At 38.5% G+C, this 25,864-nt stretch carries 22 protein-coding genes; all 22 read right to left on the bottom strand.

Features of this window, described 5'->3' with window-relative positions:
- Positions 1 to 119: 119 nt before the first annotated feature.
- Positions 120 to 1,079, bottom strand: coding sequence for a polysaccharide deacetylase family protein (locus GD441_RS03605; protein ID WP_153123792.1), 960 nt, complete (start codon positions 1,077 to 1,079; stop codon positions 120 to 122).
- A 158-nt stretch (positions 1,080 to 1,237) separates the two neighbouring features.
- Positions 1,238 to 3,343: a polyribonucleotide nucleotidyltransferase gene (pnp, locus tag GD441_RS03600; RefSeq protein WP_153123790.1), complete on the bottom strand. Its 2,106-nt coding sequence runs from the start codon at positions 3,341 to 3,343 to the stop codon at positions 1,238 to 1,240.
- A gap of 290 nt (positions 3,344 to 3,633) precedes the next feature.
- Complete coding sequence (gene rpsO / locus GD441_RS03595; RefSeq protein WP_153123788.1) at positions 3,634 to 3,903, bottom strand: 30S ribosomal protein S15; 270 nt, start codon at positions 3,901 to 3,903, stop codon at positions 3,634 to 3,636.
- 131 nt (positions 3,904 to 4,034) lie between these two features.
- The gene (gene ribF, locus GD441_RS03590) at positions 4,035 to 4,988 is read right to left on the bottom strand and encodes a bifunctional riboflavin kinase/FAD synthetase (protein WP_153123786.1); all 954 of its coding nucleotides are present in this window, start codon (positions 4,986 to 4,988) and stop codon (positions 4,035 to 4,037) included.
- A gap of 35 nt (positions 4,989 to 5,023) precedes the next feature.
- Positions 5,024 to 5,938 carry a tRNA pseudouridine(55) synthase TruB gene (truB, locus tag GD441_RS03585; RefSeq protein WP_153123784.1) on the bottom strand — a complete coding sequence of 305 codons (915 nt, stop codon included), beginning with the start codon at positions 5,936 to 5,938 and terminating at the stop codon, positions 5,024 to 5,026.
- Positions 5,939 to 6,089: 151 nt separating this feature from the next.
- The gene (gene rbfA, locus GD441_RS03580; RefSeq protein WP_153123782.1) at positions 6,090 to 6,461 is read right to left on the bottom strand and encodes a 30S ribosome-binding factor RbfA; all 372 of its coding nucleotides are present in this window, start codon (positions 6,459 to 6,461) and stop codon (positions 6,090 to 6,092) included.
- Positions 6,462 to 6,477: 16 nt separating this feature from the next.
- Complete coding sequence (locus tag GD441_RS03575) at positions 6,478 to 6,756, bottom strand: DUF503 domain-containing protein (protein ID WP_153123780.1); 279 nt, start codon at positions 6,754 to 6,756, stop codon at positions 6,478 to 6,480.
- Complete coding sequence (gene infB, locus GD441_RS03570; RefSeq protein WP_153123778.1) at positions 6,753 to 8,981, bottom strand: translation initiation factor IF-2; 2,229 nt, start codon at positions 8,979 to 8,981, stop codon at positions 6,753 to 6,755. Before infB ends, GD441_RS03575 begins: the two co-directional genes overlap by 4 nt.
- Positions 8,982 to 9,000: 19 nt before the next feature.
- On the bottom strand, positions 9,001 to 9,303 hold the full coding sequence (locus GD441_RS03565) for a YlxQ family RNA-binding protein (RefSeq protein WP_153123776.1): 303 nt from the start codon (positions 9,301 to 9,303) through the stop codon (positions 9,001 to 9,003).
- Complete coding sequence (rnpM, locus tag GD441_RS03560) at positions 9,300 to 9,584, bottom strand: RNase P modulator RnpM (RefSeq protein ID WP_153123774.1); 285 nt, start codon at positions 9,582 to 9,584, stop codon at positions 9,300 to 9,302. The genes GD441_RS03565 and rnpM overlap by 4 nt, the downstream gene beginning before the upstream one ends.
- A 17-nt stretch (positions 9,585 to 9,601) precedes the next feature.
- Positions 9,602 to 10,735 carry a transcription termination factor NusA gene (gene nusA, locus GD441_RS03555; RefSeq protein ID WP_153123772.1) on the bottom strand — a complete coding sequence of 378 codons (1,134 nt, stop codon included), beginning with the start codon at positions 10,733 to 10,735 and terminating at the stop codon, positions 9,602 to 9,604.
- 84 nt (positions 10,736 to 10,819) lie between these two features.
- Positions 10,820 to 11,293 carry a ribosome maturation factor RimP gene (gene rimP, locus GD441_RS03550; RefSeq protein ID WP_153123768.1) on the bottom strand — a complete coding sequence of 158 codons (474 nt, stop codon included), beginning with the start codon at positions 11,291 to 11,293 and terminating at the stop codon, positions 10,820 to 10,822.
- Positions 11,294 to 11,497: 204 nt separating this feature from the next.
- Positions 11,498 to 15,811, bottom strand: coding sequence for a PolC-type DNA polymerase III (locus tag GD441_RS03545; RefSeq protein WP_153123766.1), 4,314 nt, complete (start codon positions 15,809 to 15,811; stop codon positions 11,498 to 11,500).
- A 161-nt stretch (positions 15,812 to 15,972) separates the two neighbouring features.
- The gene (locus GD441_RS03540) at positions 15,973 to 17,670 is read right to left on the bottom strand and encodes a proline--tRNA ligase (RefSeq protein ID WP_153123765.1); all 1,698 of its coding nucleotides are present in this window, start codon (positions 17,668 to 17,670) and stop codon (positions 15,973 to 15,975) included.
- A 179-nt stretch (positions 17,671 to 17,849) separates the two neighbouring features.
- Complete coding sequence (rseP, locus tag GD441_RS03535; RefSeq protein ID WP_153123986.1) at positions 17,850 to 19,109, bottom strand: RIP metalloprotease RseP; 1,260 nt, start codon at positions 19,107 to 19,109, stop codon at positions 17,850 to 17,852.
- 23 nt (positions 19,110 to 19,132) lie between these two features.
- Positions 19,133 to 20,281 carry a 1-deoxy-D-xylulose-5-phosphate reductoisomerase gene (gene dxr, locus GD441_RS03530; protein ID WP_153123762.1) on the bottom strand — a complete coding sequence of 383 codons (1,149 nt, stop codon included), beginning with the start codon at positions 20,279 to 20,281 and terminating at the stop codon, positions 19,133 to 19,135.
- A gap of 79 nt (positions 20,282 to 20,360) precedes the next feature.
- Positions 20,361 to 21,149: a phosphatidate cytidylyltransferase gene (locus tag GD441_RS03525; protein WP_153123760.1), complete on the bottom strand. Its 789-nt coding sequence runs from the start codon at positions 21,147 to 21,149 to the stop codon at positions 20,361 to 20,363.
- A gap of 53 nt (positions 21,150 to 21,202) precedes the next feature.
- Positions 21,203 to 21,979: an isoprenyl transferase gene (locus GD441_RS03520; RefSeq protein WP_153123758.1), complete on the bottom strand. Its 777-nt coding sequence runs from the start codon at positions 21,977 to 21,979 to the stop codon at positions 21,203 to 21,205.
- Between the two features lie 348 nt (positions 21,980 to 22,327).
- Complete coding sequence (gene frr / locus GD441_RS03515) at positions 22,328 to 22,885, bottom strand: ribosome recycling factor (RefSeq protein ID WP_153123756.1); 558 nt, start codon at positions 22,883 to 22,885, stop codon at positions 22,328 to 22,330.
- A 1-nt stretch (position 22,886) separates the two neighbouring features.
- Complete coding sequence (gene pyrH, locus GD441_RS03510) at positions 22,887 to 23,609, bottom strand: UMP kinase (protein WP_153123755.1); 723 nt, start codon at positions 23,607 to 23,609, stop codon at positions 22,887 to 22,889.
- A 251-nt stretch (positions 23,610 to 23,860) separates the two neighbouring features.
- A complete protein-coding gene (tsf, locus tag GD441_RS03505) occupies positions 23,861 to 24,745 on the bottom strand; it encodes a translation elongation factor Ts (RefSeq protein ID WP_153123753.1) in 885 nt (294 codons plus the stop codon).
- A gap of 283 nt (positions 24,746 to 25,028) precedes the next feature.
- Positions 25,029 to 25,739, bottom strand: coding sequence for a 30S ribosomal protein S2 (gene rpsB, locus GD441_RS03500; protein WP_153123751.1), 711 nt, complete (start codon positions 25,737 to 25,739; stop codon positions 25,029 to 25,031).
- Positions 25,740 to 25,864 lie beyond the last annotated feature (125 nt).

Below are 25,864 nucleotides of genomic sequence, written 5' to 3'. Positions count from 1 at the left end.
AATTCCTCCCTAAATCATGGTGCAATGCTTTGTTTAAGTCAGATAGTTCAATAAACAATAAGCTAATATAAAAATGCCCAAATAGAGCATTTATTACTGTATAATACATACAACCGATCCTATCGAAACATTCTTTTCTCCTTTAAGGCTTCCGAAACGGTCGTTAATCGGATTCCTTTCTTTTTTATGTTTAGTATTAATGTTTCTAATGAAACAGAAGTTGATTCAGTGGGATGCATAAGGATAAAAGCTCCATTATGAACCTTTGACACGACCCTTTCTACTAAAACATGAGGAGCAGGCTTTTGCCAATCAATTGTATCTACACTCCACATAATCGTTCTCATGTTAAGCTCTGCTGCTTTTTTCACGGTCACTTCGCTATAACTTCCACTTGGTGGCGCAAACCAAATACAGGTTACACCAGTAACCGCTCTGATTATTTCATTCGTTTCTTTAAGTTCTTGCATAGTGGCCTCTGAACCAAGCAATTTCATATTTGGATGAGAGTAGGAATGATTTCCGATTTCATGTCCCGCTTCAGCAATCATTTTAGCAAACTCGGGATTATTTTTTGTCCATTTCCCTTCTAGAAAAAAGGTGGCCTTTACATCATGTTTTTTTAAAGTCGAAAGCATGTCTTTTAAATATTCATTACCCCAAGCAACATTAATCAAAAACGAAGCGACTGGCTTTTCGGGATGTGCCCGATAAATGGGAGCCGGAGGCAAATCCTCTAAATGCTTCTTTGGAGAAATTTGGTGAAAAACAAGTTTTTTCTCATCAAATACTCCGTCTTCTTCCATATTATTAAAGGATTCCTCAATATCAACTTCTAATCCATTATATCCAGGAACCGTTTTCCAAATTGGATCAATTTTTGCATCCTGTGGTGGAATTGAATACAATTCAGCTTTTTTCTTAATTTCTTCCAACAATGAATTTTTATTGGCAATTACCGGAATATAATGACTCTTTAAAGTATAGATATAGTGGGAAATCACAGGTAATTGCACTAACATCCATGATACCCCTATTATAATAACCACTGCAACAAATTGTTTCCAATTCCACCGCATTTTCTTGCCCCCTTAACCAAAGTTTACATAATATATATAGTGTTAACTTGAATGCATAACTATAATTAAACTTCTCCCATCAAATCATATGCAAAAGGTGGACAAGGTAGAACCATGAAAAAAGCATGCAGACTATAGGCCTACATGCTGGTTAGTTGTTAATTTGCTGCTTTTTGTTCTTTTAATACAGCTTTCCTTGAAAGGTTTACACGGCCTTGCTTATCGATTTCCGTAACCTTGACAAGTATTTCGTCACCGATTGATACCACATCCTCCACTTTACCGACACGCTCTTCAGCAAGCTCCGAAATATGAACCAACCCGTCTTTTCCGCTGAAAATTTCTACGAATGCACCGAATTTCTCAATGCGTTTGACTTTTCCTAGATACGTTTTACCAACTTCTACTTCACGGACGATTTCTTCAATAATTTTCTTCGCCTTTTGGTTGTTTTCTTCATTAACAGAAGAAATGAAGATGGTGCCATCTTGTTCAATATCAATCTTAACACCTGTTTCTTCAATGATCTTGTTAATTTGCTTACCACTTGGCCCAATGACATCACGTATCTTGTCTGGGTTAATGGTCATGGTTAAAATCTTTGGCGCATATTGTGATAATTCAGCACGCGGCTCCTTCATTGTCGCAAGCATAGATTCTAGAATATGCAATCTTCCACGCTTGGCTTGTTGAAGGGCCTCTTCTAAAATTTCACGGGAAAGTCCTTCAATTTTAATATCCATTTGAAGGGCCGTTACACCTTTTTCAGTGCCAGCAACTTTAAAGTCCATATCGCCCAAATGGTCTTCCATACCTTGAATATCTGTTAAAATCGTATAATGCTCATCTTTTTTAATTAATCCCATGGCAATACCAGCTACAGGAGCCTTGATCGGCACACCTGCATCCATCATAGCCAAAGTACTCGCACAAATGCTTGCTTGAGAAGTTGAACCGTTTGATTCTAGTACTTCAGATACGAGACGAATCGTATAAGGGAACTCCTTTTCGGAAGGTATAACAGGCTCAAGTGCTCTTTCACCAAGCGCGCCATGACCAATTTCACGTCGTCCAGGACCTCTCATCATTCCAGTTTCCCCAACGCTGAATGGTGGAAAGTTATAGTGGTGCATAAAACGTTTAGATTCTTCTACACCCAATCCGTCTAAAATTTGCACATCACCTAAAGCACCTAAAGTACAGATCGATAACGCTTGTGTCTGGCCTCGAGTGAATAAACCAGATCCATGTGTACGTGGAAGCAGTCCAACCTCAGAAGAAAGTGGACGGATTTCATCAGGCTTACGTCCATCTGGACGTATCTTTTCCTCTGTAATAAGTCGACGGACTTCTTTTTTCACGAGGCTTCCCAAAATTTCCTTCACTTGTTTAAGCGTCTCTTCATCCGCTTCCTTTTCCTCGTAATAAGCAATAACACGATCCTTAACCTCTTTTATTGCATCTTCACGGGCATGCTTTTCTTGTACTTGAACTGCTTGATTAATATCGCTTTCACACATAGAAGATACTTCTTCATATAATTGCTGGTCCACTTCATAAAGTGTAACTTCCATCTTTTCTTTCCCGATTTCCGCCACAATCTGTTCTTGGAATGCAATTAAGCGCTTGATTTCTTCGTGACCAAACATAATTGCTTCAAGCATGACTTCCTCTGGCACTTCATTAGCTCCTGCTTCAACCATGTTGATCGCATCCTTTGTACCAGCAACTGTTAGATTGATATCGCTTTTTTCCATTTGTTCAACTGTTGGATTGATCACAAAGTTGCCGTCCACTCTTCCAACAATAACACCTGCAATAGGTCCTTGAAACGGAATATCGGACACAGAAAGTGCTAATGATGAGCCAAACATTGCTGCAATTTCTGATGAGCAGTCCTGGTCAACACTCATAACGATGCTGACAACCTGCACTTCATTACGGAAGCCATCTGCAAACAGCGGACGTATTGGTCGATCAATAAGACGACTTGCCAAAATTGCCTTTTCACTTGGTCTTCCCTCACGCTTTATGAAACCACCAGGAATTTTACCAACGGCATACAATCTTTCTTCATAGTTAACAGTCAATGGGAAGAAGTCCACTGTTTTTGGATCTTTTGAAGCTGTAGCCGTACTTAACACTACTGTATCACCATAACGTATAAGCGCAGCGCCGTTTGCTTGCTTAGCTAGTTGTCCGATTTCAACAGTCAATTCCCTTCCGGCCCAATCTATGGAATAGGTTTTTTTTGTTTGTTCCATAATGAAACCCCTCTCTACAATTTGCATCATACGATTAAGATTACATTCTTAATCGATTTTACTATTTATGTAAATGTTTAATAAACGAATTTAAAAACAAACTATTTTTATTATGCACTAAATAGCGTAACATTAACAGTCTTAACATACAGATATATCGAAACTTTTCATAATATTTTACTTAAATAGCCAAAATAAAACTCGGCATCTGCCGAGCATTCCTTGATTTCTTTATTATTATAGCAAAAAAGCGGGACATTTCCCGCTTTTTGCCTTTGCATTTGCAAAGATTATCGACGTAAGCCTAATTTGTTGATTAGTTCACGGTAACGTGTAACGTCTTTGTTACGTAGGTAAGTTAAAAGATTACGACGTTTACCTACCATTTTAAGAAGACCTCGACGAGAATGGTGGTCTTTCTTGTGAATGCGTAAATGCTCGTTCAAATTGTTAATTTCCTCAGTTAGGATAGCGATTTGAACTTCTGGAGAACCAGTATCATTCTCATGAGTTTTGAACTCATTGATGATTGCATTTTTGCGTTCTTGTGTTAAAGCCATCCTTTTCACCTCCTAAATATCATTAAAAATCCCCAAATGCCGAGCTAGCGTCGGTGAATCGACTAGCCAAGCAGTGGTTCATTTCATACAAATGCTATCATACACTCTTTTTATTAAAATAGCAAGCATTTTTATGATAAAGCTTGGCTATTACGAAAATATTGAAGCGTTTCATTTTTATCCTTTTGGATTTGTGTAACGAGCTCTTCTAAACCAGAAAACTTCTTCTCGCTTCTAAGCCGTTTATGCCATTCGATGGTCACCATTTCATCATAAATATCTGAATCGAAGGAAAATATATGCACTTCAACATTCGGAATATCGGGAATATCCTGGTGAAAGGTTGGCTTGTAACCGATATTACACACTCCTTCATACCACTTGTTCCTAATTAAGATTCTAACCGCATATACACCGGTTGCGGGAATAATATAATTTTGATCCATCCCGATATTTGCAGTAGGAAAACCGAGCTTCCTTCCCCTTTTTTCACCGTGGATGACTACTCCCTTTGTTTGATATTTTCGACCGGTCAATTGCTCAAAACCGATAAAATCCCCTTCAAGCAAAGCTTCCCTAATTCTTGTAGAACTCACCTTATCATTCATGTAGGTTTGTTTTTCTACTACCGTATGAGAAAAAGCTGAACGTGAATGAAAAGGAATGGTTTCCATTGTTCCTTTCCCTAAACGACCATACGAATAATCAAAACCAGCAACTACATGCTTAACATTGAATGAAATAATATATTGATCGACAAATTCTTGTGGCAAGAGATTCGCAAATTCTTTGGAAAAGTGCACGACAAAAATATAATCTACACCCAGATCCGATATTAAATGGATTTTTTCTTCTACTGGAGTTATATAATGAACATCCTTCTTTTTTCCTAATACAACAGAAGGGTGTGGATGAAAAGTCATAACTGCTGATTTTAAACCTTTTTTTTGAGCAACTTCTATTGCTGTACGGATTACTTTTTGATGTCCTTTATGTACTCCGTCAAAGAAACCAAGGGCCATTGCGAGCGGCGGAAAGTCCTCTGGACAAAAGGAGTGCGGATGTTCTATGCCTATAACCTTCAATTTATTTCTCCTCTTTCATTTATGCCTGTATGATCTCATTCGTTACGCAAAACTTTGACAGGCTTAATATATTCAGGTTTTGTAGGATGAACCTGATAGATCGCAAGCGCCAGCCCATTCCAGATCAAGACAAAAGGCTCCTCTGATTGAAACATATCAGCAATGGGCTTTTCTAACACTGCTCCGTTCTTTACTTTCTCTGCTACTTTATCATTAATTTCAAATTTCGGCAAATGAGATAAACCGTTTTCAAGTGGCAACAGCACTTCAGAAAGTCTTTCTTGGTTCTTCAATTCCTCTAACTGCTCAAAGGTGACACAATCCTGTAAGTGGAATGAAGCGGATTCCGTCCGAATCAAATCAGACATATGCGCTGGATAGCCGAGCGCTTCCCCTATCATCACCGCCAAAGTTCTGATGTAAGTACCTTTTGAACATTTAACACGAAACCTAAAGGAAATGTTTTTCCCTTCAAACATCTGACGATCATCAAGAAGCTCAATATCATAGATGGTCACATTTCGCGTAGGACGTTCAACCTCGATTCCTGCCCTTGCATATTCGTATAGTTTCTTACCTTTTACCTTCACTGCAGAATACATCGGGGGGGTTTGCTGGATGGTCCCTTTAAAAGAATCCAAAATCGAGACGATTTCTTCTCTAGAAAATGAACGTGTAAGATCTTTTTCTTCAACTATTTCCCCGGTTGCATCTTCTGTAGTCGTTGAGTATCCAATCGTAACTTCTCCCTCATACGCCTTCCCGGCGTCGGTTATGTATTCAGCAATTTTGGTTGCACGACCAATGCAAATTGGAAGCACACCTGTCACTTCCGGGTCAAGCGTCCCAGTGTGGCCGACCTTTTTCGTTTTGAAAATTTTTCTGACTTTAAAAACGCAATCATGCGAGGTTAATCCTTTTGGTTTATACAGCGGCAGAATACCTTCCATTTTCTAAAAATCTCCTCCTAAGACAGAAACCCGTTTCTTACACAAGAAAAGCTGACCTCTACCCTGAGTCTGGCTCCCTTCACAACCAATGGACATCCAAGTAGATTCTCATTGGCAAAGGGGGTCGACACGTAGAGAGTCAGCTCCTTTACTATTCTTCGTTATTTGAATTTTTTTCTTCTTTTTCTAAATTTAATTGGTGAAGAAGGGTTTCGATTCGGTTTCCATAATCGATAGACTCATCAAATTCGAAAGAAATTTCTGGTGTTTTTCTTAAACGAATTCTTTGTCCAATTTCAGAACGGATAAAACCCTTTGCCTTTGCTAAACCAATAAGAGTGTTTTGCTTTTGTTCTTCATTTCCCAATACGGAAATATAAACAGTTGCCTGTTGGAGATCACCTGTTACTCTTACATCTGTAACAGTCACAAAACCAATTCTCGGATCTTTTATTTTTCTTCCGATAATATCAGTTAGTTCCTTCTTCATTTGTTCACCAACACGATTTGCACGAAGGCTCATATCATCACCTCGTTATTTATAGCCATTCTATTTCTGTGATCGTGCGTTCAATTTCTGGGAATGAATCCACATAGCTTAACGCGTTCTGCAATTCTTTTTCAGATGAAATCTTTGAAGATGAAACAGTAACGACTGCAAGTTTCGTACGCTGCCATACATCTTGAAAATCAACTTCGGCCACTGAAACATTATATTTTTGCTTAAGCCGTGTCAACACTCGTTGAAGCACGGCTCTTTTGTCTTTCAAGGATTGTGCATCATGTATTACACACTCAAATTCGGCGTAACCGATCATTTACGCTCAATTTCCTCCATGACATAAGCTTCAATGATATCGCCTTCTTTAATGTCATTGTAATTTTTAATTGTAATCCCACATTCATAACCTTGAGAAACTTCTTTTACATCATCTTTGAAGCGTTTAAGGGCGTCAATTTCGCCTTCAAATACAACAACACCTTGACGAATTAAACGAATTCCACTGTCGCGTGTAATTTTTCCATCTGTAACATAAGAACCTGCAATTGTACCGACTTTGGAAACTTTAAATGTCGTACGGACTTCTGCTTGGCCAATGATTTTTTCTTCATATTCTGGATCAAGCATACCCTTCATTGCAGCTTCAATTTCTTCGATTACCTTGTAAATGATTCTGTGTAAACGAACATCCACATTTTCAGATTCGGCTGCACGCTTAGCATTTACATCAGGACGTACGTTAAATCCAATTACAATTGCATTGGAAGCAGTTGCCAGCATAATGTCATACTCTGTAATTGCTCCAACACCGCTGTGAATGATCTTAACTTTTACGCCTTCTACCTCGATTTTTTGCAAGGATGCAGCAAGTGCTTCTGCAGAACCTTGTACGTCTGCTTTTAAGATGATATTCAGTTCCTTTACTTCCCCTTGCTTCATTTGCTCGAATAAGTTATCTAGCGTTACGCGAGAGCTTTCTCTGCGTTGAGATTGAATTTGTTGCTGTGCCCGAGCTTCTCCAACTTGACGAGCTGTTTTCTCATCTTCAAATACAACAAATCGATCTCCAGCTTGAGGTACATCATTTAATCCTGTGATTTCAACCGGAGTTGATGGGCCTGCTTCCTTAACACGACGTCCGAGATCATTAACCATTGCACGAACACGTCCGTACGTATTACCTACAACGATAGGATCACCAACTCTGAGTGTCCCATTTTGTACTAAAAGAGTGGCAACAGATCCGCGGCCCTTATCAAGCTGAGCCTCAATAACTGTACCGATTGCTCTTCTTTTCGGATTGGCTTTATATTCTTCTACTTCACTCACAAGCAGAATCATTTCAAGTAGTTCATCTATGCCTTCTCCTCGAATAGCTGAGATCGGAACGAAAATTGTATCTCCGCCCCATGCCTCTGGAACTAATCCATGTTCAGTCAGTTCCTGCATTACACGATCAGGGTTAGCAGTTGGCTTATCCATTTTGTTAACCGCCACTATAATTGGAACCTCTGCAGCTTTAGCGTGGTTAATCGCTTCGACAGTTTGAGGCATAACCCCGTCATCCGCTGCAACGACAAGAATCGTAATATCCGTTACCTGCGCACCACGAGCACGCATTGTCGTAAATGCTGCGTGACCAGGTGTGTCTAGGAATGTAATTTTCTTGCCATTTACTTCAACTTGATAAGCACCGATATGCTGCGTGATTCCCCCTGCTTCACCTTCTGTAACCTTCGTATTGCGAATCTTGTCAAGCAAGGTGGTTTTTCCATGGTCAACGTGTCCCATAATCGTAACAACGGGTGGACGTTCTACTAGGTCTTCTTCTGAGTCTGGTGTAATATAGGCTTCTAAATCTGTGATATCAATTTTGATTTCTTCTTCTACTTCAACACCGTATTCACTTGCAATAAGCTCGATCGCATCTTTATCAAGTGTCTGGTTGATCGTAGCCACGATTCCTAGCAAGAACAGCTTTTTGATAATTTCAGATGGCTCACGGTGCAATTTTTTTGCCAATTCAGCAACTGTCAATGACTCAGAAAAAGTAATCTTAGCTGGAAGCTCTTTTTCCTTTTTCTTTGGTTGCTGCTGATGCTGCTGAACAGGCTTTTGCTTATTGTTTTTATTTTTTTGATTTTTATTTTTAAAGACTTTAGATTCTTTTGTTTGATTTTCCTGGACAAATTTTTTGCTGTTTCCAGGCTTATTTACAACTTTTTTCTTCAGTTTTTGCTTGTTTGCAGAGGTGTCATCAAGTGCATCATCATATTTGCTGACTTTTTTATCAGGATCAATAGAAGGAGCATTTGCAGCAGGTTTTACAGGCTTGGTACCTTCTTGTTTTTTCTCGTTATTCTGTGTAGATTTATTTTCTTTTATTGGTGTTAGAGCCTCTTCAAGCTTCTGAACCGTATTTTGATCTATTGCTGCCATATGATTGCTTACCTCTATGTTCATTTCTTTCAACTTATTGATTATTACTTTACTTGAAACGTTATGTTTCTTCGCATATTCATAAACACGTATCTTCGTCATACGTTCACCCCCGTAATATTTAATCGAGCAACGTTCGAAGTTTTTTTGCGAAACCATCATCTAGTACAGCTATTACAACACGTGCATCTTTTCCAATTGCATGACCCAGAAGTTCCCTGCTCTCGACTCTAACGACGGGAACCCCATAGTAGCTGCACTTATCTGTAATTTTTTTTTCAGTGTTTGCTGAAGCATCTTGTGAGAGAACAACTAGCTTAGCATTTTGATTCCGTACTTCTTTAATGACTAATTCTTCTCCGGATATCAACTTACGTGCCCGATTTGCTAAACCTAATAAAGACATCCACTGTGGCTGTTTCATTGTGTAGAATGTTTCTCCTTATCTACTAACTGAAGCAATTCATCATAAAGAGATGGGTCGATTTCAGCTTCTAAATGTCTTTTTAATATATCTTTTTTCTTAGCTGTCATAATGGCTTCTTTATCAAGAGATAAATAGGCCCCTCTGCCAGATTTTTTTCCTGTCAAATCAATAGAGACCTCTCCTTCTTTCGAACGGACAATGCGGATCATCTCTTTTTTCGGTTTCATCTCACCAGTTGCAACACATTTTCGAAGAGGAATTTTTTTTCGGCTTGTCATTTTAGATTCACCTCAAATTATTCATTCTCATCTTCAAAATCTGGATCATAGGAGTCCTCATTTTGTATGCTAGCACTTGTTAATAATGGGTCTTCATCTCTTGGGTAAATACCTGCTTCTCTAGCATCTGTTTCACTCTTTATGTCAATTTTCCATCCAGTAAGCTTAGCAGCTAGGCGAGCATTTTGACCGCGTTTTCCGATAGCAAGCGAAAGCTGGTAATCCGGTACGATGACGGTAGTTGCTTTTTCTTCCTCGTGAACAATGACATCCAGTACTTTAGAAGGACTTAATGCATTTGCGACAAATACAACCGGATCATCTGACCATTTCACGATATCGATTTTTTCACCTTTTAATTCATTTACGATCACTTGAACACGCTGTCCTTTTGGTCCAACGCAAGAACCTACCGGATCCACTTCAGGGTTATCGGAGTGAACGGAGATTTTTGAGCGATCACCCGCTTCACGTGCTACTGATTTAATTTCAACAGTTCCGTCATAAATTTCCGGAACTTCGTTTTCAAAAAGTCTCTTTAATAGTCCAGGATGTGTTCTAGATACAAAGATTTGAGGACCTTTTTGTGTTTTCTCAACTTTTGTAATATACACTTTTATTCTATCATGTGGCTTGTATTGCTCATTAGGCATTTGCTCACTTGTTGGGAGAAGCGCTTCAATTTTCCCTAAGCTAATATAAATATAGCGAGAGTCGATCCTTTGGACAATTCCATTCATTATATCTTCTTCCCGGTCAATGAACTCGGAATAGATAATACCTCTCTCTGCTTCGCGTACACGTTGGGTGACAACTTGCTTAGCCGTTTGAGCAGCAATGCGTCCGAAGTCTCGTGGTGTCACTTCTAATTCCACAACATCTTCAACCTGATAGTTCGGATTGATCCGTCTAGCATCCTCTAATGAAATTTCAAGACGCGGATCAAAAACTTCTTCCACCACTTCTTTTCTTGCAAAAACTCTCATCGTTCCCTTATCTAGATTCAAGTCAATGCGGACATTTTGAGCTTGATTAAAATTTTTCCGATAAGCAGAAATCAAAGCTGCTTCAATCGCTTCCAACAATACTTCTCGTGAAATGCCTTTTTCTTTTTCCAAATGGTTAAGAGCATCTAATAATTCGCTGCTCATTGGTAAAATCCCCCTTCTTTACATCAAATTCCATTATTAATTCATGGAATTGATTATTCCATACATTGATTTTATTTGCTAAATTTAAGTAAATGTAACCGCGAGTCTCGCTTTAGCAACCTTTTCAAAAGGAATTGTAATTTCTTTCTTACGGGTTTTTATTTTCACTTCAATTATGAGCGAATCCCCTGTGTATTCTTTCAGGATTCCCTCGAATTCTTTACTGTCCAAAATCGGCTCGTAGGTTTTCACATAGACGTTTTTCCCTACTGCTTTTTGAAAGTCTTTCTCCTTTTTCAAAGGCCTTTCAGCTCCAGGAGAAGAAACCTCTAAGAAATAGTTATGAGTGATCGGGTCCATTTCATCAAGTTTTTCACTTAGTCTCTCACTTACTTGACCACATTCATCAATATCCACGCCTGTATCCTTATCAATAAAAACACGAAGAAACCAGCTTTTTCCTTCTTTTACGTATTCAACATCAACTAATTCTAAATTTAGTTCTTCTAAGATTGGCGTTACAAGCTCCTCGACAAGCTCGGTAACTTTTTTGCTCATATGTTCCCTCCTAGCATTCGGCATTTTATGTAATGATACACGTATTATTTTTAGCATGGTAAAAATGTTCGGATACAATACGAAAGAGTGGGTTTCCCCACTCTTGCCTCTGCTTTATCTTAGTAATTCTTTTAACAATATATCATAAGTTCATGAATTATGCAAATGCCCCGTCATATAACCATTTTTCAGATGCTTGAAAGATTAAAACAATGAAAGCTGATTTTGATCAGGAAGCGTATCTAAACATCCTTGCTTATCCAAATATTCTAGAATGGTCTTAGACACTTTCCCTCTCTTTTGGAGGTCTTCTTTCGATAAAAACTCTCCCTCTTCTCTCGCTTTGACAATATTTATAGCTGCGTTCGTACCAAGACCTGGCAAAGAGTTGAACGGTGGAATCAGGGAGTTGCCTTCAATAATAAACTCCGTCGCGGACGATTTATATAAATCTACCTTTTTGAAACTGTATCCGCGCTCACACATTTCTAAAGCAAGTTCAAGAACTGTTAAGGTGTTTTTCTCTTTTGGTGATGCATCTAAACCCTTTGCATTTATTTCTTCGATTTTTGCCCGTATCGCTTGAGAGCCTCTTACCATCGCTTCTATATCAAAATCTTCAGCCCGCACTGTAAAATAGGCTGCATAATATAAAAGCGGATGATGAACCTTAAAATAGGCAATGCGGACAGCCATTAAAACATAGGCAGCTGCGTGTGCTTTCGGGAACATGTATTTGATCTTCTTGCATGAGTCAATATACCATTCAGGCACATTATTCTTCCTCATTTCTTCCTCAAATTCAACTGTCAATCCTTTCCCTTTACGCACCGACTCCATGATTTTAAAGGCAAGAGAAGGCTCAAGGCCTTGATAGATTAAGTACACCATAATATCGTCACGACATCCAATTACCTCGCTAAGTGTACATATATTGTTTTGGATAAGCTCTTGTGCATTACCAAGCCATACGTCTGTCCCGTGAGAAAGTCCTGATATCTGCACGAGCTCTGAAAATGTTGTTGGCTTAGTTTCCTCAAGCATTTGACGAACAAATCGAGTTCCAAACTCAGGAATGCCTAGTGTACCAGTTTTACACATGATCTGATCTTCTGTTACACCTAATGATTCTGTCCCGCTGAAGATTTTCATCACTTCTGGATCATCTGTCGGGATCGTTTTTGGATCAATGCCGCTCAAATCCTGCAGCATCCGGATTACAGTAGGATCATCGTGTCCAAGTATGTCTAGCTTCAATAGATTATCATGGATCGAATGGAAATCAAAGTGCGTTGTTCTCCATTCAGAGCTTTGGTCATCAGCTGGGTATTGGATCGGGGAGAAATCATAAATTTCCATATAATCCGGTACAACGATAATACCACCTGGGTGCTGTCCCGTTGTTCTCTTGACACCTGTACATCCTGCTGACAAACGATCAATTTCTGCACTTCTTAAATGTAAATTATTTTCTTGTGCGTATCCTTTTACAAACCCATAGGCCGTTTTATCTGCAACAGTACCAATCGTTCCGGCTCTGTATACATTATCCTCACCAAACAATACCTTTGTATAGTTGTGTGCCCTCGGTTGATATTCGCCAGAGAAGTTCAAATCGATATCCGGAACCTTGTCCCCTTTGAACCCAAGGAACGTTTCAAACGGAATATCGTGTCCATCTTTTTTGTATCTCTCTCCACATTTCGGACAATCTTTATCCGGAAGGTCGAATCCAGAACCCACTGAACCATCATTAAAAAACTCTGAATGCTTACAGCTAGGGCAAACATAGTGAGGTGGAAGCGGATTGACCTCAGTAATTTCTGTCATTGTCGCTACAAATGACGACCCAACAGAACCACGTGAACCTACGAGATACCCATCATCCAAGGATTTTTTCACTAGTTTATGAGAAATCAAATAAATAACGGCAAACCCATGACCGATAATACTTTTTAATTCCTTTTCAAGCCTTGCCTCAACAATTTCAGGAAGAGGATCGCCATATATCTTCTTCGCCATGCTATAGCTCATTTCTCGTATTTCTTCATCGGCACCTTCAATCCTAGGGGTGTACAAATCATCTTTTATAGGCTTGACGAAATCGATCATATCAGCAACCTTATTCGTATTTTCAACGACGATTTCTTTCGCTGTCTCTTCCCCTAGAAAAGAAAACTCTTTGAGCATCTCATCAGTTGTTCTGAAATGGACATCCGGGAGCTTATGGCGGTTTAATGGATTAGCTCCTCCTTGTGAACTGATGAGGATTTTTCGATAAATTTTATCATTAGGGTCCAGATAGTGGACATTACCTGTAGCGACAACAGGCTTGTTTAGTTTTTTTCCGAGCTTGACAATATTGGAAATAATCCCTTCTAGCGATTTCTCATCTCTGACATACTCTAATTCAATCAAATGGGAATATACTGCTTTTGGCTGAACTTCGAGATAATCATAAAATTGCGCAATTTCTTCCACTTCATCAAACGATTTTTGCATCATTCCCTCAAAAACTTCACCTTTGTCGCACGCCGACCCGACTAATATTCCTTCTCTGTGCTGCTGCAAAACTGAACGCGGTACACGTGGGACTCGGTAAAAATAGTCGATATGAGAGAAAGAAACTAATTTAAATATATTTTTTAAACCTATTTCATTTTGTGCAAGTAAAATGCAATGGTACGGACGGGAGCGTTTGAATGCATTTCCTTCTCCCATATGCTCATTAAATTGATCATGATAAAGGATTCCTTTTTCATTCGCATCTTTTAACATTTTAATTAATAGATATCCTGTTGCTTCTGCATCGTAAATCGCGCGGTGATGTTGTGTTAATTCAATATCAAATCTTTTCGCTAAAGTATTGAGACGATGGTTCTTCAATTCAGGATATAAAAATCTTCCAAGCTCTAGGGTGTCAATAACTGGATTATCCGCTTTTTCAAAGCCGATTTTTCTATAGCCGACATTGAGAAAGCCCATATCAAAGCTTGCGTTGTGGGCAACTAAAATGCTATCTCCAACCCACTCCTTAAATTTTCTTAATACTTCTTCTACCTCTGGAGCGTCTCTGACCATATCATCTGTAATACCTGTCAATTCAATGGTAGTTGCTGATAGAGGATGATGTGGGTTTGCAAACGATTCGAATCGATCTATAATCTCTCCGTTTTTCACTTTTACCGCAGCTAATTCGATAATTGTGTCATATACGGCTGAAAGACCAGTTGTCTCAACGTCAAAAACAACGTATGTCTCTTCCTCCAGTAACCGATGTGCAGGATTATAAGCGATTGGCACTCCGTCATCAACGAGATTAACTTCTACCCCATAAATGATTTTTATATCGTTTTTCTTCCCAGCACTATATGCTTCGGGAAATGCTTGCACTACAGCATGATCCGTAATCGCAATCGCCTTATGCCCCCATTTTTTGGCTTGGGCAACAAGGCTTGAAACGGAGCTTACGGCATCCATTTGGCTCATAGGTGTATGAAGGTGCAGTTCTACCCGTTTTTCTTCTGCTTTGTCTTTTCTTCCTTCTGGTTGAATTTCGTTAATATCGTTCGCAATCATGACAAGGTCACGAACAAATGTATCATTTTGAATACTTCCTTGAACTCTTAGCCACATTCCTTTTTTAACACGTGAAAGTAAGACGGCATCTTCTTTGTCACGGGAAAACATTTTAACCATTATCGAACTAGTGTAATCGGTAATCTTGAAAGTAAGAAGAGTTCTTCCGCTTCGCAATTCTTTTGTTTCAGCTTCGAATACATATCCTTCGATCGCAACCCGGCGCTCTTCATCCATAATTTGGTCTAGTCTCCTGAAATCAGCGTCATCCTTAATTGTATAGCCGATTTTCAACGGTCCTTCAGGAATGTCAGCATCATCTTGATTCTTATCCTCTTCTTTTTTATTCATTTCCACAAGTGCCGCAAAAGCCTTCTCTTGGTCTTCCTTTTCTTTTTCCTGTAAAAATTGCTGATATTCTTCTTCAGATGAAGATACTTCTGCATCTAATGTTAATGGTGGAAAACCATACATTTGATAAATATTGGATAAAAGGCCGGAGTACTTCCTTTTTAATTGTCCAGCTTCAGCATCGTTTCTCGCTTTAACAATAATTTTATGTCCGATCACCTTTGGTTCCTGTTGATTTAAAAGGGAAAGTAAAGCAGGAGAAACGCCTTCCAGCTCTCTAAGGCAGCTTTTCCAATAATCCTTTATTAGTTCTTCTGTAATTTTTGGATGACGAACTTTGATGGTATACGATACCTTTGCGATATGTGAAAATGTCTTCATTAATTGAGATGAAAATCTAGTTTGAATATTGCAAGGAATAATTTGGTCAAACAGGAATTGAAAATGCCATTTTTTCGCTTGCCGCTCAATAAACAGCTTTTCAATTTCAGCATTTTGAAAATATGCAACAACCTGATCCTCTGTTAGTTGTAGCTGCTGTAATAAAAGATGAAATCTTTCCCTGCCTTGCTGTGCATTTCCTTCCATTTCTCACCCTCCCTCTAAAGATCCTTCCAATTATTTTAATAACCTTTTTGCCAGTGGTATTATAACATAATTCATATGACTGATATAGAAGTTGGTCATTTGTTATTTCATTTAGAGAAAAGAAAAAGTCCCCTCATAAAGGAACTTTTTCTTTTCATTATTTACGCTAATAATTTCTCAATTGTTGACAATAGCTCTTCTTTATTTACTTCAAATGATTCACCTGTTTTTCTTACTTTAACCTCAACAATTCCCTCTGAAGCTCGTTTTCCGACAGTAATTCGAATTGGTATACCAATAAGATCGGAGTCTGCAAATTTTACCCCTGCACGCTCCTGACGATCGTCGATCAGCACCTCATAGCCAGAGGAGTTAAATGTTTTATAAATCTCTTCAGCTAGCCTGATCTGATGCTCATCTTTCACATTGACAGGCACAATATGCAATTGGAATGGGGCAATTGCAATCGGCCATATGAGGCCATTTTCATCATTATATTGCTCTGCAATAGCTGCAAGAGTTCTTGAAACTCCAATTCCATAGCAACCCATAATCATAGGCTTTGTACGGCCATTTTCATCTAAGAAAGTTGCGTTCATCGCTTCACTGTATCGTGTACCCAATTTGAAAACATGGCCGACCTCTATCCCTTTAGCAAAGAGAATGTGTCCTTTTCCATCAGGTGATGGATCGCCTTCTTGAATAAATCGAAGATCTTCATAACGTGAAACTGTAAAATCTCTATCTGGATTTACATGAATATAATGATAGCCTTCTTCGTTGGCACCACAAACACCATTTACAATGGCTTGAACAGCACGGTCAGCAACGACCTCTACTCCTTTTACATTGATCGGACCTAATGAGCCTATTGAACAACCCAACACTTCTTTTGTTTCTTCAGGCGTAGCAAGCTCAACAACAGACGCTTCAAAAACATTTTTAACTTTAACATCGTTTACTTCATGATCCCCGCGTACTAAAACTAATACATATTGCTCGTCTACTTTAAACAACATGGATTTAATACACTTGTCAGGAGTCACGTTTAAAAATTGAGAAACTTGGTCAATTGACTTTTGCTCAGGCGTATGAACTTTTTCGAGTTCCTTTTGAGCCTCATTTGCTTTTTCATACATTGTAATGACTGGAGCCATCTCAATATTCGCTGCATAATCGGATGTGTCAGAGTATGCGATTGTGTCTTCTCCAATCTCTGAAAGGACCATAAACTCATGGGTGTCCTTACCTCCCATGGCCCCTGAATCGGCAATAACAGCTCGGAAGTTCAAGCCACAACGGCGAAAAACATTCGAATACGCCGTAAACAACTTGTCATAAACTTCATCCAAGCTTTCATGATTAGCATGGAAGGAATACGCATCTTTCATGACGAATTCTCGACCTCTTAACAAACCAAAACGAGGGCGTTTTTCATCTCTAAATTTTGTTTGAATCTGGTACAGTGTAAGAGGAAGCTTCTTATAAGACTTTACCTCATCTCGAACTAGACTTGTGATGACCTCTTCATGGGTAGCCCCTAGCGCAAACTCCCGATCATGACGGTCATGTAGTCTCATTAGCTCTGGTCCATATGTATACCAGCGTCCTGATTCCTGCCATAATTCTGCTTGTTGAAGAGCAGGCATGAAAAGCTCCACTGCACCGGCAGCATCCATTTCTTCACGAACAATTTTTTCAATCTTATGTAACACCTTCTTACCTAGTGGCAGAAAGCTATAAACTCCACTTGATGTTTGACGAATAAATCCCGCTCTTAATAAAAGCTGATGACTTTTAACTTCTGCATCGGCTGGAACCTCTCTTAATGTAGGTATAAACATCATAGACTGCTTCATATCTTGCACCTCATCCAAAAATATATAAAAGTTATTAGACATTAAAAAGTTTTACAAATTAGATACTAGTGTTTTTTATTCATTAACGATTTGGACCTTTGTCTATAATATAAGAAAAAAACAGGAGAAGCAAAGCTACTATTTTCTTTGCCTCTACCTATTTTTCAAGACCTTTCAAATTAAAGGAAAAACCTTTGAATGTCATTCCATGTTACGACCAGCATGAGAAGCATTAATAAAGCAAATCCAATGAAATGCACCATGCCTTCCTTGTGTCGATCAATTGGTTTTCCTCTAACTGCTTCAATGGCAAAGAAGGTCAATCTTCCTCCGTCTAAAGCGGGTATTGGCAACAAATTCATGATTCCTAGGTTAATGCTCAAAACAGCAGCCCATTTCATAAGGTAGAAGAAACCAGATTTCGCTACCTCTTCTGTAGATACGTAAATACCAACCGGACCTGAGAGCATATCAATCGAAAATTGCCCTGTAATCAGTTGACCTAGCATCACAATGATTTGTTTAGTCCAAAAATACGTTTCCGTAAAACCATGAGTAAGCACTTTTAGAGGCGATTTTTCAATTGGAGGGTAAACACCAATTACACCAATTCTATTGCCTTCTCTTTCAATCTCTTTTGGCGTAACGGGAACTTTGAAAGTTTCCCCATCTCTTTCAACAACAAAAATGATCTCTTCACCAGGATGCCTTTGAATGGCTTCTTGGACATCCATCCAAGTTGAAACATCTTCCCCATCGATAGAATGGACAATATCGCCTTTTTTCAAACCAGCTGATATAGCTGCTCCATCAGCCGTTAACTCTCCAAGCTTTGCTTCATCCACCACAACACCCTGAAAAGCAGCAATAACCATAAATAATACAACTGCAAGCAGAAAATTCATCATTGGTCCAGCAAAAATGGCCATGGTCCTTTGACCTAATGTCTTAGATGCAAATTGACGATCATACGGAGCGATTTGATTGCTCACACCATCTTCAATGATTACAGCTTTTTCATCCACCTTAAAAGTTTTCAATTCTTCATCATGATCATCTTCGTAGCCCTGGATGATCAATTCATGCTCCAGATCTGCGGTTTCTACTTCAACAATCTTTGCTTCTGGGTACCGTTCCTTTTGATTTAATACGATTTTATCCACTAAACCGTTTTTATTGAAAAGTAAGCCCACACGGTAACCAGCTTTTATCTCGATGCTTTCAGGATCTTCCCCTGCCATTCTTACAAAGCCCCCGATAGGAAGAAGACGGATCGTATAAACTGTTTCATCTTTTTTAAATGAGAACACCTTTGGTCCAAAACCTATTGCAAATTCCCGACATAGGATTCCTGCACGTTTTGCAAAAATTAAATGACCTAGCTCATGAAAAAAGACAAGTGCGCCAAAAATTAGAATAAAAGAAATCACTGTCTGCAATGTTTGCACTTGTTAAACCACCTCTATTTCAAAAAAGATTGGGTAATTCTCCTCGTTTCTTGATCCACTTCCATTATGGTTGTTAAATCAGGATTGGAAATGGAAGAATGCTGGGATATAACTTTTTCGATCACTTCTTCAATCCCCAAGAAAGACAATTGATGATTTAAAAAGGCGGAAACCGCAACCTCATTTGCTGCATTTAATACAGTCGGCATCGTACCGCCTATTCTACCTACCTCATAAGCATACCTTAAACAAGGATATCTTTCAAAATCTATGTCTTTAAAATGTAACGTTCCAATATCAGCGAGACTTAATCTTTTTGAAGAAAGCGGTAATCGGTCAGGATAAGTGAGAGCATATTGAATCGGGACTTTCATATCCGGAGTTCCTAGCTGTGCAATTACGCTGGAATCATGGAATTGGACCATAGAATGAATAATGCTTTCTTTATGGAGCAATACTTTAATATCATCATAGCTGATCCCGAACAACCAGTGTGCCTCAATTACTTCTAGACCTTTATTCATCATCGTTGCGGAATCAATCGTGATCTTGGCACCCATCGACCAATTCGGATGATTTAAAGCCTGCTCGACCGTAACTTCCTTCAACTGTTCTCGATTCAAGTCTCGAAAGCTTCCACCGGATGCCGTAATGATTAATTTTTCTATGTTTTTGTCTTTTTCACCTTGTAAGGCCTGAAAGATAGCGGAATGCTCACTATCTACTGGTAACATTTTTACCCCATGCTTCTTAGAGGCTTCCATCACCAGATGTCCTGCAGTTACCAGAGTCTCTTTATTGGCTAATGCTATATCTTTTTTTGCTTCTATCGCTTTTAAAGTTGGGTATAACCCTACACTGCCTATCACAGCATTTACTACTACTTCACTGTCACCATAAACAGCCGTTTCTACTAGTCCTTCATTTCCATATAAAAATTTAATAGAGGTATGTGCATATTCTGCCTTTAAAGTTTCACAATCTTCCTTTGTTTGTACACAAACTAATTCCGGCTGTAGTTCCTCAATATAGGCTCTCGTAAGCTCTAGGTTTCTACCACTCGAAAACGCCACAATTTTAAACTGCTCAGGATGCTCTTTTACAACTTCAACCGTTTGTCTGCCGATAGAACCAGTCGCACCCAATAGGTTTATCTTTTTCAAAAATCTCAGCTCCTGATTGATTACTCGTTTTATTCTATGCATTTTTTTAGATACAAGACTATACGTTTATGAAGGGATCTTATAAAAGATTCAAAACGTGTAATACAGGTAGGACAAAAATTAAACTATCAAGTCGATCTAGAATTCCGCCGTGTCCTGGAAGTAGGTTTCCAGAATCCTTAACACCATAATACCTTTTAAATGCAGATTCCACCAAATCCCCAATTTGACCAAATATAGAAATAAGTGTTGACATCACGAATAATTGAAGAAAAGTGGTTTCTATTGAAGATAATACAGCAAAAAGGAGGGCTACTATCCAAGCACATACGATCCCACCAATAGAGCCTTCTATCGTTTTATTTGGACTAATTTCAGGCCACAGCTTTTTCTTTCCCATTGCCCTACCAACGAAATAAGCGCCTGAATCTGTCGCCCAAATCGTAAACAATACAAAGAAAATATAAATTAAGCCTGTTTGTCTAGTCTCGCATAGATAGTAAAAGCCAAATCCTACATACAATACCGACATTACTAAAAAACCAGCATCATCAAATGTAAAACGATTTTTTGAAAGAACTGTGTAACTTAATAATAGAATCATGCTGATCAATAAAATATCTGCTTTCGTATATCCATAATTATCCAATAGATTCATTGCAGATTGTGGTAGCAAAATAGCCCATAACAAAATAAATGAATAAACAGACCCAAATGATAGAATAGGAAGCCCCTTCATTTTTACCAATTCATAAAGACCAATAGATGCTAACAAATATACAAAAAGAAGAAAAGGGAGCTTACCATACATAACAATTGGTAAAAATATTGCTGCTGCTACGATTGCTGTAATGATTCTTTGTTTCATTTCAATAATTCCTCGCCTTCTTACTAAAACGGCTAAAACAATGTAACTTTCGTTTAAACTCCTCCAAACCTTCTTGACCGCTTTTGATAGGTCGCGATTGCTTGAAGGAAATGTTCTTCACTAAAATCAGGCCATAACACATCCGTAAACCAAAATTCAGTATAAGCTAATTGCCATAACATAAAGTTACTTAAACGTATTTCACCGCTTGTGCGAATTAATAAATCCGGATCAGGAAGTCCCTTTGTCATTAAATAAGATGAAAATAAAGCTTCATCTAGATTATTTTCATCAATTTTTCCCTTTTTTGCATCCTGCAAGACTTTTTGAACGGCATGCAGAATTTCAGCACGACTTCCATAGTTCAATGCAAAATTCAAAATTAATCCATCGTTATCTTTTGTATCGTTCATTGCTTTTTCAACAGCTTTTTTTGTATGTGCAGGCAATAATTCCTTATCGCCAATCATTTCAACTCTTACGTTTTCTTCCATGAGTTCCGGTAAAAAAGTCCCTAAAAACTCTTCCGGGAGCTTCATCAAATATTCTACCTCTGGTTTAGGTCGTTTCCAATTTTCCGTTGAAAATGCATACAACGTTAAGGTTTTAACACCTAATTGATTAGCCAGTCTCGTAACTTTTCTTACGACCTTCATACCCTCATGATGACCTGCAACTCTCGGAAGTGAACGTTTCTTTGCCCAGCGTCCGTTCCCGTCCATAATAATTGCAATATGACCTGGAATTTGTTCTTTTTTTATTTGATCAACAGTTAGTGTTGTTTCTATCGCTTCATTTTTATTTGCAAAAAGATTCCAAAGTTTTCTCATATAAGTGTCCCCCATTATGGCAATTACAAAACAAAAAACGTTACTATATGTAAGAACTCACTTTTCATTCGTCTAATGACTAATTTGTCCATATTACTATAATATAGCAATTTTCCTTACAAATAGTATAAAAAAATGGGTGGATAGTAAAATTGTAAAGCAGACTGCCCGAAAAAACGATCGTATTCTTTGGTAAGAACCCTACTTCGTTCCCCGCACAAGTTTGCTCCTCGACTGACAAGCATTTTAAAGCCTACTAATTGTGCGTCGCTTTTTATGGCCTACAATCTAAAAGCCCCTTCAGAGAGGGGCTTTAAAAAGAATATGAAGTTTTTCTTGAATGGATCATTAAACTTCCATAATTTCTTTTTCTTTTTCCTTTGCCACTCCATCAATTTTGTTAATAAAGCTATCTGTTAATTTTTGAATTTCATCTGAGTAGCTACGTAGTTCATCTTCAGTAATTTCACCGTTTTTCTCAAGCTTTTTAAGCTCGTCATTTCCATCACGACGGACATTACGAACTGCAACTTTTGCTTCTTCCGCTTCTTTTTTGACAAGTTTTGCAAGTTCTTTTCTTCGCTCTTCCGTTAATGGTGGAATTGCGATTCGGATCACACTTCCATCACTTGTTGGGTTTAATCCTAAATCTGATTTTTGGATTGCTTTTTCAATATCGCTTACGATGGACTTATCATATGGCTGTATTACTAATAGTCTAGCTTCTGGCACTGATACACCTGCTAATTGGTTAATAGGTGTAGGAGCACCATAATAATCCACTACAATCTTATCAAGAAGAGAGGCATTGGCTCTGCCTGCACGAATGCTTGCAAGCTCTCTGGAAAGTGATTGCACAGCCTTTTCCATTTTTTCTTTTGTATTAGAAATTACTTGTTTTGGCATATTATTTCCCCCTCACAATCGTTCCGATAGTTTCGCCCATAACGGCGCGTTTAATATTTCCTTTTTCCATGATAGAAAAGACAATAAGTGGTATATCGTTATCCATACATAAAGAGGAAGCTGTTGAATCCATTACTTCCAATCCCTCTTTAAGGACATCCAAATAGGAGAGTGTATCATATTTGACCGCGTTTGCATCCTTACGAGGATCTGCGTTATATACTCCATCTACATTATTTTTTGCCATAAGTATAACTTCTGCCTCAATTTCAGCAGCTCTTAATGCAGCCGTAGTATCAGTAGAGAAGTAAGGATTACCAGTTCCCGCAGCAAAAATGACGACGCGTTTCTTTTCCAAGTGTCGAATAGCTCTTCTACGGATGTACGGCTCGGCCACTTGGCGCATTTCGATTGAAGTTTGAACACGCGTTTCAATTCCTAGGTGTTCTAAGCTGTCTTGAAGTGCTAAAGAATTCATAACAGTAGCAAGCATTCCCATGTAATCAGCTGTTGCTCGATCCATGCCCATTTCACTTCCGATTTTTCCTCGCCAGATGTTTCCTCCGCCTACTACAACCGCTACTTCGACACCAAGCTCGGCAATTTCCTTCACTTGCTCTGCGATAGATTTAATAACTGATGGATTGATTCCAAAGCCCTCTGTTCCAGCTAAAGCTTCACCGCTCAATTTTAATACTACTCGTTTATATTTTGCGCTACTCATTAGAACCTCCAGCTATGTAAGATGGTAGAAAACTCGCATAAGGTCTTCCGTTTCATTAAAAGCCTTATTCAAAAAATAGGGAACACAATGTGTCCCCTATTATTTATCCCGTATGATGATCCGTAATTCTATAGCATACATAGTGTGCGAGCTAACGGACAATCAACTTCCCAATCGTGAAATTTGCACGAATTGAGAGAGGAAAAACCTCAACAGGTAAATTTCCACAATATCAAATCGCACGACAAAGATTAGTCTTTCTTAACTTGGCTCATTACTTCTTCAGCAAAGTTTTCTTGACGTTTTTCAATACCTTCACCAACTTCATATCTTACGAAATCAGCGATTTTTCCACCTTTAGATTGGATAAATTGTCCAACTTTAACATCTGGATTCTTAACAAATGCTTGGTCAACTAAGCAAATATCTTCGAAGAATTTGCCAAGGCGACCTTCTACCATTTTCTCAACGATGTTTGCTGGCTTGCCTTCGTTAAGAGCTTGTTGAGTTAGTATTTCACGCTCTCTTTGAACTTCTTCTGGTGTAACTTGATCACGAGAAACATATTGTGGTCTTAATGCAGCAATGTGCATGGACACATCTTTTGCAGCTTCTTCATCAGTAGAACCTTCCACTACTGTTAATACTCCGATACGTCCGCCCATGTGTAAGTATGCACCAAATGCATCAGCATCCGTTTTAGTTCTAACAGCAAAGCGACGAAGAGTAATTTTTTCTCCAATTTTTGCAATTGCAGCATTGATATGGTCACCAACAGTTGAACCGTTGTCCATAGTTTGTTCTAATGCTTCTTCAACAGTAGCAGGCTTCTTGCTTAAAAGATGTGCAGCAAGCTCTTTAACAAGAATTTGGAATCCTTCATTTTTTGCAACGAAATCTGTTTCAGAGTTTACTTCAAGGATAACTGCTTCGTTACCTTCAGTTAAAATGTAAGTAGTTCCTTCTGCAGCAATGCGATCTGCTTTCTTAGCAGCCTTTGCAATTCCTTTTTCACGAAGGTAGTCAATTGCTTTTTCCATATCACCGTTTGTTTCAGTAAGTGCCTTTTTACAATCCATCATTCCGGCACCAGTTTTTTCACGAAGTTCTTTAACCATTTGTGCAGTAATTGCCATAGTGGAGTTCCTCCTTAATTATTATGTACTTTATAGAAAGTAGCTTGTTTTTTTTACGAATGTGCTCTTTCTGTATTTATTTCTAAACTTGCTCTTAATCATTTTGCCTAAAAGAGAGAAGAATTATCAACTAACAACCCTTCAACCTGTATGAAAATGTCATCAAAGGCATATTTGCCGAATGACAACTGCTTTATTCATCAACCAGATTGTAACTTTGTCTGCCATCATTTAGTCTAAAAAAAGGTGATAAAAGGCCTTGTCCTCTTATCACCTTTTTAAATTAAGCAGTTGTTGTTTCAGTTACTTCTTCGCCTTGCTTAGCTTCTAAAATAGCGTCAGCAATTTTCGCAGTAAGAAGTTTTACTGCACGGATTGCGTCATCGTTCGCTGGAATTACGTAGTCAATTTCATCTGGGTCACAGTTTGTATCAACAATGCCAACAAGTGGAATGTTTAACTTGTGAGCTTCAGCAACAGCAATACGCTCTTTACGTGGATCGATAACAAAGATCGCATCAGGAAGTTGCTTCATATCTTTAATTCCGCCTAAGAATTTTTCTAAGCGCTCATGTTCCTTTTTAAGTTGGATAACTTCCTTTTTAGGAAGCACTTCAAAAGTTCCGTCTTCTTCCATTTTTTCAATTTCTTTAAGACGAGCAATACGCTTTTGAATTGTTGCAAAGTTTGTTAAAGTTCCACCTAACCAGCGTTGGTTTACATAGAATTGCCCAGAGCGGATCGCTTCTTCTTTAACAGAATCTTGAGCTTGCTTTTTAGTACCAACGAAAAGGATTGTACCGCCATTTGCAGCTACTTCCTTAACGAAGTTGTAAGCTTCTTCAACCTTTTTCACAGTTTTTTGAAGGTCGATAATATAAATGCCGTTACGCTCAGTGAAGATATACTTCTTCATTTTTGGATTCCAACGGCGAGTTTGGTGTCCGAAATGTACACCAGCTTCTAGTAATTGCTTCATAGAAATTACTGACATAATTTTTCCTCCTAGGTTTTAAATTTCCTCCGTTCCGATCATCTCCGGCCAGAAACTGTTATGAACAGCACCTGCTGACCGAATCCTTGAACGTGTGTAATAACACCATTTGAAACTATAGCATA

Source organism: Peribacillus tepidiphilus, from assembly GCF_009466385.1.
GTDB classification, from domain to species: domain Bacteria; phylum Bacillota; class Bacilli; order Bacillales; family DSM-1321; genus Bacillus_BN; species Bacillus_BN tepidiphilus.
Note: the sequence above shows the minus strand (reverse complement) of the source record. Positions and strands in the feature narration are given on the sequence as shown.